The sequence below is a fragment of the Candidatus Poribacteria bacterium genome, assembly GCA_016866785.1.
In the GTDB taxonomy this organism is placed as follows: domain Bacteria; phylum Poribacteria; class WGA-4E.
The window spans coordinates 46,362-54,445 of sequence record VGLH01000009.1; the positions used below are offsets into that span (position 1 = coordinate 46,362).

Here is an 8,084-nt window from a genome sequence, read left to right on the forward strand (position 1 = left end):
GGTCCGCCGGGAACTGCCGATCTGGCAGGTCCATCGGCGTCTGAGCCGGCTGTCGACAGGCTGCGGCGGCATGTGCTATGTTGTGCGGCGGAAACGACGGCAGTCACTGCGTCCACGGACGCAACGCGAACCGCCCGGAAGGAACAGGACCGTCATGGCAAAGACACTCAAGGTCGGGATCATCGGCGTCGGTGGGATCGCCGGAACGCATGTTCCGGGTTGGCAGGCGTCGCCCCATGCGGAGATCGTCGCCGGTAGTGATCTGGACGAGCGGGTTCTCGAACACTGGGGCAAGAACCTCGGCGTCAAGAAGCTCTCGAAGGACCCCGCTGAGCTCTTCGCCGACAAGGACATCGACATCATCGACGTCTGTACGCCCAACAACTACCATGCCCCGCTGAGCATCGCGGCGCTGGAAGCCGGCAAGCACGTCATCTGCGAGAAGCCCCTCGCGCCGACACCCGCGCTCATCGACAAGATGATCGCCGCGCGCGACAAGTCCGGCAAACTGCTGATGACCGCCCAGCACTTCCGGTTCCAGGGCAACTCCAAGGCGATGAAGGCGGAGCTCTCGACCGGCGTTCTGGGCGACATCTACCACGCGCGAAGCTGGATGCTGCGCCGCGCCCTCGCGCCCGTCCGCCCCGGGTTCATCCTCAAGAAGCACAGCGGCGGGGGTCCCTGCATTGACATCGGCGTGCACATCCTCGATCTGACGCTCTGGTTCATGGGGAGCCCGAATCCGGTCGCCGTCTCCGGCGTCGCGAAGGCAGAGCTCGCCCATCGCAAGAACATCTTCACGGCGTGGGGCAAGACGCAACTGCCCAAGGAGTACGACGTCGAGGACTTCGCCGCCGCGTTCGTTCGGTTCGACACCGGCGCGACGCTCGTTATCGAGGTGAGCTGGCTGCTCCATCATGACACGCGCGGCGAAGACATGCAGATGTGGCTCTACGGGACCAACGCCGGATGCCACTGGCCCAAGTGCGAGTTCTACTCGTCCAACGGCGAGACGTACCAGCACTACAACCGGTCGCTGCAACTGACGCAGGACATCCGCGAGCCGCACGCCCAGGAGTGCGTCGAGTTCGCCCAGGCGATCATCGACGGCGCGCCCTCGCCGGTTCCGGCGGAGCAGTCGCGGCAGGTCATGTCGATCCTCGACGGCATCTACCGAAGCCAGACTTCCAGCAAGGAAGTGCGGCTCAAGTAGCCGATGGCGATTCGCATCCGGCGGAAGGGCGGTCGCCCGCCCTTTCGTCGTACCCGGTGGGGAACCGATGGCTTCGACGGTGATCCGCTCGGTTCGGACGCGCGACGCGCGCTTCGCTCTCGCCCCCGGGGAGGGCGCCGACTCCGTCCACTCGAACCCCGAGTACTCCTACGCCGTGACGGAGCTCGCGACCGACGGGCCCGTCATCGGCGTCGGACTCGCCTTCACGCTGGGCGGCGGCAACGACCTCGTCTGCCGCGCCATCGAATCGTTGAGCGAACCGGTCGTCGATGCCGAGATCGAGGAGCTCATGGCGAGATGGGGCGCGACCTATCGGCGGATCGCGAACCATCCGCAGCTTCGGTGGCTGGGTCCCCACAAAGGCGTCGTCCACTTGGCGCTGGCGTCGATCACCAACGCCTGCTTCGATCTGTGGGCGAAATCGCGCGGAGTTCCGCTGTGGCGCTTGCTTCTCGACCTGTCGCCGGAAGCCGTCGTCGCGGCGCTCGACCTGTCCTATCTCGACGACGCGATGCCCGAGGCCGACGCCTTGTCGTTGCTTCGATCCGAGCTCCCGACACGCGCCAAACGCGAATCGATCATCCAGCGCGGCTATCCCGGCTACGACACGTCCGTCGGGTGGTTCCAGTACGAGGACGCCGAGGTGCGTCGGCGGACGCAGGAGGCGATGGATGCCGGGTTCACGGCGATGAAGCTGAAGGTCGGGTCGCCCGATGGATCGCGCGACGTGCGGCGGGCGCGGATGATCCGCGATGTCGCTGGTCCCGACGCCCGCATCATGCTGGACGCCAACCAGAAGTGGTCGCTGCCGGAGGCGGTCGCCATCTGCCGCGAGTTCGCGGCGATGAACCCCTACTGGGTCGAGGAGCCGATGCACCCCGACGATGTCCTCGCCCATCGCGCCCTCGCAGAGGCAGTCGATCCGATCCCGCTTGCCCTCGGCGAGCACGTGCCGAACGCCGTGCTGTTCAAGAACTTCCTCCAGGCACAGGCGATGCGGTTCACGCAGGTGGATTGCGCGCGGGTCGGCGGCGTGAGCGAGTTCATCACGGTGAGCCTGCTGTCGCGGAAGTTCGGCGTGCCGGTTGTGCCGCACGTGGGCGACATGGGGCAGATTCACCAGCACCTGGTTCTGTTCAACCACATCGCGCTGGGTCACGAGGCGCTGTTCCTGGAGTACATCCCCCACCTGCGGAAGCGCTTCGTCCATCCGGCGGATGTGCGCGACGGGGTCTACGCGACGCCGATGGAATCGGGGAGCTCGTCGGACCTTCTCGACGGATAGATTTACACATTGCCGCCATCGCCCCTCTCAATCCGTCATTCCCGCGAGGGCGGGAGCGACGGAAGGGCATAGCGCGGTCGGCGGTTGACTGCGCCCTGGGCGTTCATGTGATAGAATCGCGTGTCCGCCGCCACCGGAGGATACGCCGATGTCGTTCGGCACAGCACGACGGCGCTCGAACGCGCCCAGCCACATCCTACTCGCCATGCTGCTCGCCGCCACGGCGGGCTGCGCTTCGTTCTCGACACTCCTGCACACCAATTGGAGCGAGAACTACGCCCTCGACGCCTACGGGGCGACCGCCAACCACGAAGCGCTCATCGACGGCAAGCCGACCACCGTCGCGAGCACGCCCGTCAAAGCCGATCCGCGCGAGTTCGTGGTCCAGTTCCCGGAACCGAAGCGCGTGCGCCGCATTCGCATCGTGAACCACAACCTCTACCGATTCACCGTCTCCTACTGGGACGCGGAGCGGTCGGACTGGCAGGTGGTCAAGACGGTGTGGCAGCGGCGGGACGTGGACAGCTTCGAGCGCTCCATCCAGCCGCTCTTCACGATCACCGGGATCAACTTCGTGACGGACCGCATACGGATCGCCGTCTCGCGAACCGTCGAAGACCAGATCGTCAACAAGCTGGCTCCCGATCCGTCGGACAAGATCCTCGATCACGTGCAGCGCACGGTTGGCGGGACGTGGATGGAGTTCTGGCGGGTCATCGTCGAGTCGCCAGCCCGAGTCCGTGAGGTCGAGGTCTACGGCGTCCTGCCGCGCGAGACGAAGAGCTAGTCCATCACGGCGCGGATGACCCGGAGCCAGTTGCCGCCCATCACCTGGGCGACATCCGGCTCGGAGTAGCCGCGTTCCAGCAGCGCCTCGGCGATCCGTGGGTAGCAGAGGATGTTCTCGAGCCCCGGCACTCGCGGATCGTCGAAGCCGTCGAAGTCCGACCCCAACGCGACATGCTCGACGCCCGCCGTCTGGATCGCGTGGTCCATGTGATCCATGAACCGCCCGAACGTCGGCACGTGCGCGTCGATGAAGAACGGCACGATGGACATGCCCATCAGTCCGCCGTTCCGGGCGATCCGTCGCATCTGGTCGTCGGTCAGGTTCCGCTCGTGCGGGCAGAGGGCGCGGGCGTTCCCGTGCGAGAATACGACCGGTTTCTGCGCGATGTCGATGGCGTGTTCGAAGCACGAGTCGGAGATGTGCGCCAGATCGCAGACGATGCCGAGTCGTTCGAGCTCTGACATCACCTGCACGCCGAAGGGCGTCAGCCGCCCGCCGGTGCTGTTCTGGCGCGTCGAGTCCGCGATGGCGTTCCGCCGGAAGTGCGTCAGACCCAGCAGTCGGACGCCGAGACGGTGGAACATCCGCAGAAGCCCGATCTCGCCGTCGAGGAAGTCGCCGCCTTCGAGCGTCACGAACACGGCGAGCTTGCCGTCGCGCTGGGCGTCGAGAACGCTCCGCGAGTCGGTTCCCAGGATGATCGCGTCGGTGTGAGTCTGAACAACGCGGTGGAACACGTCGAGGATGGTGAGCGCCCAGCGCGGGAAGGGCTCCCGGTAGGCGCTACCGCAAACAGGCGCGATGGCGAGAAACTGAGCGGTCAGCCCCACCTGATGCGCTCGCGGCAGGTCGAAGTCCGTGGCGGCGAGTCGCTGATCGAAGCGGGGGCTGCCCTCCCAGACGCGGTGAAGCGTGTCGGCGTGTCCGTCGATCAGCAACGAGGGCGCTCCTGCCATATCGTCTGCCATGGATGGTTACGACCTGCCTCGGAAAGTGAGCTCCGCGACGCCGGACTTGTCGAGTTCGCCCTTGCCGATGGCAACCATGCGGCGGAACTGCTCGAGAGTCGCTTTCGCCAGGGGCAGGTCGAGGTGTTCCTCCTCGGCGAGTGCTACGGCGATGCCGGAGTCCTTCGCGGCGTGGGCGGCGGAGAAGTAGCAGTCGTGGTCGCGGTTCTGCATGTCCTCGCCGTCGGTTTCGAGGACGCGAGAGTTGGCTCCCGTCTGGCTGAACACCTCGCGGAGCATCGACAGATCGAGCCCGAGGGCGTCACCGAGCCCCAACCCCTCGGCGAGCGCCGCCGTGTTGATATTCATCACCATGTTGACCAGCGCCTTCACCTGCGCCGCCTTGCCAGCGGGCCCGATGTACCGGAGCGCCGAGCTCAGCGTTTCCAGGATGGGTTTGGCGCGCTCATAGGCGTCGGGTGAGCCGCCGACCATCAGGTAGAGCGTCCCCTGCCGCGCCTGGGTGATGCTGCTCGCCATGCACGCTTCGAGGCTCTGAGCCCCGTGCCGGGCGCAAAGGGCTTCCACTTCGACGTGAACGCCCGGCGTGATCGTCGCGCAGTTGATGAACAGTTTGCCGTCTGCGTGGACGAGCAGCGAGTCGTCGGCGTTGTCCGCGTAGATGCGCCGCATCGCTGCGTCGTCCGTCACGACCGTGATGACGACATCGGACAACTCGGTGATCCGCGCCAACGTCGCGGCGGCTTCGCACCCGAGCTCACCGGCGAGCTCCGTCGAGCGCGCCTTGTCGATGTCGTAGACGGCGGCGACCGCGTACCCAGCGTCGCGCAGGCGGCGAGCCATGTTCGCGCCCATTCTCCCGACACCGACGAAACCGATCCGGAGGTCGTTCTTTTCCATCTTCTTCGCTCCGTTCGTTCGGCAAAATGCCCACCGTTGTCGGGTGGGCATGCGTACGAGCCACGAGGCATCGCGCTGGTGTCAGCCTGTGACGCTCCCGTGGAACGCCAGCCAGTCCTCGAGTTCGTTCAGGCGCACGGCGTCACGGATCGTGCGGTCGTCCTCAATGCCGTTGGCGCCGAGAATCCCGGAGCGCGTGTCGTCGCCATGCTCGTATCCGCGAACCGCGGCATTGTGCTTCTCGATGTCGGACTCGGTCAGCTTCGTGCCGTTCGCGCGCACCCACGCCTCGAACTGCGGGTACGTCGGCAGATTCTGATTGACGAAGGCGATGGTCTTGGAGCGGTCCAAGCCGAGATCGTCGAGGGTCAACTGGTCGAAGCCGTCGCCGCATAGGTCCCAGTCTTCGTGAAGCAGACCCTTGGAGCCGAGCAGTAGCTTCTGCCACAGGCGCGGAAGGTGAACCGCACCCAATGGACCCGCGGAACCGGAACTGATCAACGGGACTTGTCCCGCCATGATGCGTCCTCCTCTGTTGTCACCCAACACGGACATCGGTCCCTGACGGAACCGATGCGAGTATAGACCAACGCTCGCGCGGGAACAAGCTCGCGTTGGTCGCAGTTCCGACGGCACGCGTTCTGCACAGACCCCAGCGAGCGTATACTGGCTCCCGGCAACGCACGAAGGAGGAGCGCCATGGAATGCGTCGTGTTCCCCAAGTTCTTCCAGACCCTGACGAGCTCGGAGCTCGGGCAGACGCTGCGCTCCATCGGCTTCGACGGCGTCGACGTCATGGTGCGCGACGGATACTGGGTCACGGCGGACACACTCGCGGAGAGCCTACCCGAGTTCGTGCGAACCATGCACGATTTCGGGCTATCGACAGACAACGCGACGACGGACTACGTCGATATCACCGACCCCGACCTGGAGCACGCCGTCGCGACGATGGCGGAGAACGGCATCCAGCAGTTCCGGCTCAAAGGCTTTCCCTACGAGGGCTTCGGAACCTTCGCCAGCTCGTTTGACTCCGCGCGTCGCACGCTGGCGCACTTCGAGAAGCTGGGCGCCAAGCACGGCATCCGCGTCTTCTTCCAGACGCACGGCGGAACGCTTCACGCGACGGCGACGGCATCGCTGTTTCTCGTCCAGGGGTTCGATCCGCGCTACATCGGCGTTCACCACGACCCGGCGAACATGATCTGCCAAGAGGGCTACGAGTCGTGGGACAAGGGCTTCGATGCGCTGGGCGACTACCTGTGCATGGTGGGCGTCAAGAACGCGGCGGCGTTCCTGGCTCCAACGGGTCCGGACTACCGGCTCCGATGGCGGCGCGAATGGACGACGTTGAGCGAGGGTCAGGTCGATTGGCGTGAAGTGTTCGCCGCGCTGGCTCGAACGGGATTCCGGGGACCCCTCTGCATGCATAACTTCTACGAGCGCGGCATCGCGGGACTGACCGAGCAGACGCGCCGCGACCTGGAGTACCTCCGAACTCTCCTCGCGGAAGCCGGACTCGACTAGCGCAGTTCGAGCAGTACGCGAAGCGCCTCGGAGCCGGTCATACCTTCGCGGATGCCCGCGTCCCGAGCGTGTCTTGTCGCGGCGGCGATCCGAGCGTCGAAGAGGTCTTCGGGATAGACGAGTGGGTGCTCCGGCGTTCCGCGCGCGACAGCGACGATCTGCCCGAACCGCTCCAGCGTGGCAACGTCGTACGCGCCGCATCCGACAATCCCTCGGTTCGTCAGCAGGGCGCAGTACTGACCGCCCTCCCACTGGGCGCGGTGCCCGATGCACCTGCCCCACGCCGTCTCGATGACACGATCCTCGACCGTCGGCAGCGGGTTGTCGGACACGATGTCCTCCCGATTCTTGATCGCGCACGGAGCGCCGTTTTGCCTCTGGGTTCCTGGATGCCTACACTGGGGTCACGAACGTCGCGACCGGTGACACAGCGACGCCGTGCGACATGAGGACGTCATGCCGACCCACACGCACCCTTCACCCATCGATGCGCTGATCGCGTGGGCGCGCGCCATCCGCTCGCGCGAGTTCCTCGACGCCAACCGGACGGTCGCGGACCGCTTCGCCGAGGGGCTTGCCGGCGCTGGGCTCGCGGGAACCTCGTTCGCCGACTTGTTCGCGCTCGCCCAATCGGTCTGCGTCCCGCCGGAAGCCTTGCCTGACGACCTTCGGTCGAAGGATTCCGTCTACCTCGTCATCACGACGCGGTGCAACAACGGCGTCGCCATGCGCGACACGTCCGGCGGCGTGCGGTTCGAGACCTGCGCCCACTGCCTCAACGGATCGGGCCCCCACGGCGCGTCGATGTCGTTCGCCGACGTCGACCGCGTCGTAGCGAACCTGCCCGACCGCGTTCGCGAGATCGAGATCAGCGGCGGCGAGGTGCTCCACCCGGACGTGCTGCCGCTGACGCTTCACACGCTCCGCGCCTGTTCCGAGCGGTTCGGCGACGGGCCCCTGCTGTCGATCCAGACCAATGGCGACTTCCTGCGTTCGCCGCGCCAGTCGCGCCGGCTCGTGGCGGAGCTCATCGCGCATGGGCTCCGGCGGATCGTCGTCGCCAGCATGGATATCTATCACGGGCGCGGGAGAAGTGTCGAGGAAAAGCTCGATGAGCGGAAGCGTCACTACGCGCGGATCGCGGAAAACCTGAAGCGGGAGTCCGTCGTGTTCGTGGGCGAGGACGACTTCGGCTCGCTGCCGCCCCGTCGCGGGATGCTGACAGCCCACTTCTTCGGAGCCGACGTGGAGAAGTGGTTCGGCGGTTTCATCGTGGACGACCTCGTGCCGAACGCGCGTGCTGTAAGAACAGGCGTCGCGGTCGAGTCGGCATCGGGCGTCCGGTTCTGCGACCACCACGCGGGCGCTCAGGGATTCCTC

At 66.0% G+C, this 8,084-nt stretch carries 9 protein-coding genes; 5 read left to right on the forward strand and 4 right to left on the reverse strand.

Annotated features, from left to right (window positions below; genetic code table 11):
* Positions 1-154: 154 nt before the first annotated feature.
* From FJZ36_02625 to FJZ36_02635, 3 genes are all read left to right on the forward strand, one after another.
* On the forward strand, positions 155-1,213 hold the full coding sequence (locus FJZ36_02625; protein ID MBM3213796.1) for a Gfo/Idh/MocA family oxidoreductase: 1,059 nt from the start codon (positions 155-157) through the stop codon (positions 1,211-1,213).
* Positions 1,214-1,280: 67 nt separating this feature from the next.
* The gene (locus FJZ36_02630; protein ID MBM3213797.1) at positions 1,281-2,519 is read left to right on the forward strand and encodes a mandelate racemase; all 1,239 of its coding nucleotides are present in this window, start codon (positions 1,281-1,283) and stop codon (positions 2,517-2,519) included.
* 148 nt (positions 2,520-2,667) lie between these two features.
* The gene (locus FJZ36_02635; GenBank protein ID MBM3213798.1) at positions 2,668-3,306 is read left to right on the forward strand and encodes a hypothetical protein; all 639 of its coding nucleotides are present in this window, start codon (positions 2,668-2,670) and stop codon (positions 3,304-3,306) included.
* Here the strand turns inward: FJZ36_02635 and FJZ36_02640 are convergent.
* The 3 genes from FJZ36_02640 to FJZ36_02650 are packed head-to-tail and all read right to left on the reverse strand — an operon-like array spanning position 3,303 to position 5,696.
* Positions 3,303-4,277, reverse strand: coding sequence for a membrane dipeptidase (locus tag FJZ36_02640; GenBank protein ID MBM3213799.1), 975 nt, complete (start codon positions 4,275-4,277; stop codon positions 3,303-3,305). The genes FJZ36_02635 and FJZ36_02640 overlap by 4 nt on opposite strands.
* A gap of 6 nt (positions 4,278-4,283) precedes the next feature.
* A complete protein-coding gene (locus FJZ36_02645; GenBank protein MBM3213800.1) occupies positions 4,284-5,228 on the reverse strand; it encodes an NAD(P)-dependent oxidoreductase in 945 nt (314 codons plus the stop codon).
* Between the two features lie 30 nt (positions 5,229-5,258).
* Positions 5,259-5,696, reverse strand: a complete 438-nt coding sequence (locus FJZ36_02650) for a DUF5069 domain-containing protein (GenBank protein MBM3213801.1) — start codon at positions 5,694-5,696, stop codon at positions 5,259-5,261.
* A gap of 180 nt (positions 5,697-5,876) precedes the next feature.
* Between FJZ36_02650 and FJZ36_02655 the strand changes: the two genes are divergently transcribed.
* Positions 5,877-6,704: a sugar phosphate isomerase/epimerase gene (locus FJZ36_02655; GenBank protein ID MBM3213802.1), complete on the forward strand. Its 828-nt coding sequence runs from the start codon at positions 5,877-5,879 to the stop codon at positions 6,702-6,704.
* Here FJZ36_02655 and FJZ36_02660 read toward each other — a convergent pair.
* On the reverse strand, positions 6,701-7,057 hold the full coding sequence (locus FJZ36_02660; GenBank protein ID MBM3213803.1) for a DUF1805 domain-containing protein: 357 nt from the start codon (positions 7,055-7,057) through the stop codon (positions 6,701-6,703). The two genes, FJZ36_02655 and FJZ36_02660, sit on opposite strands and share 4 nt — an antisense overlap.
* Positions 7,058-7,160: 103 nt before the next feature.
* Between FJZ36_02660 and FJZ36_02665 the strand changes: the two genes are divergently transcribed.
* Positions 7,161-8,084, forward strand: a 924-nt coding sequence (locus FJZ36_02665; GenBank protein ID MBM3213804.1) for a hypothetical protein, incomplete at its 3' end; no start/stop codon positions are given.

Bases quoted from the DNA above. Each gene is read 5' to 3' on its own strand.
- FJZ36_02625 (MBM3213796.1), top strand. From the start codon at position 155: ATGGCAAAGACACTCAAGGTCGGGATCATCGGCGTCGGTGGGATCGCC.
- FJZ36_02630 (MBM3213797.1), top strand. From the start codon at position 1,281: ATGGCTTCGACGGTGATCCGCTCGGTTCGGACGCGCGACGCGCGCTTC.
- FJZ36_02635 (MBM3213798.1), top strand. From the start codon at position 2,668: ATGTCGTTCGGCACAGCACGACGGCGCTCGAACGCGCCCAGCCACATC.
- FJZ36_02640 (MBM3213799.1), bottom strand. From the start codon at position 4,277: ATGGCAGACGATATGGCAGGAGCGCCCTCGTTGCTGATCGACGGACAC.
- FJZ36_02645 (MBM3213800.1), bottom strand. From the start codon at position 5,228: ATGCCCACCCGACAACGGTGGGCATTTTGCCGAACGAACGGAGCGAAG.
- FJZ36_02650 (MBM3213801.1), bottom strand. From the start codon at position 5,696: ATGGCGGGACAAGTCCCGTTGATCAGTTCCGGTTCCGCGGGTCCATTG.
- FJZ36_02655 (MBM3213802.1), top strand. From the start codon at position 5,877: ATGGAATGCGTCGTGTTCCCCAAGTTCTTCCAGACCCTGACGAGCTCG.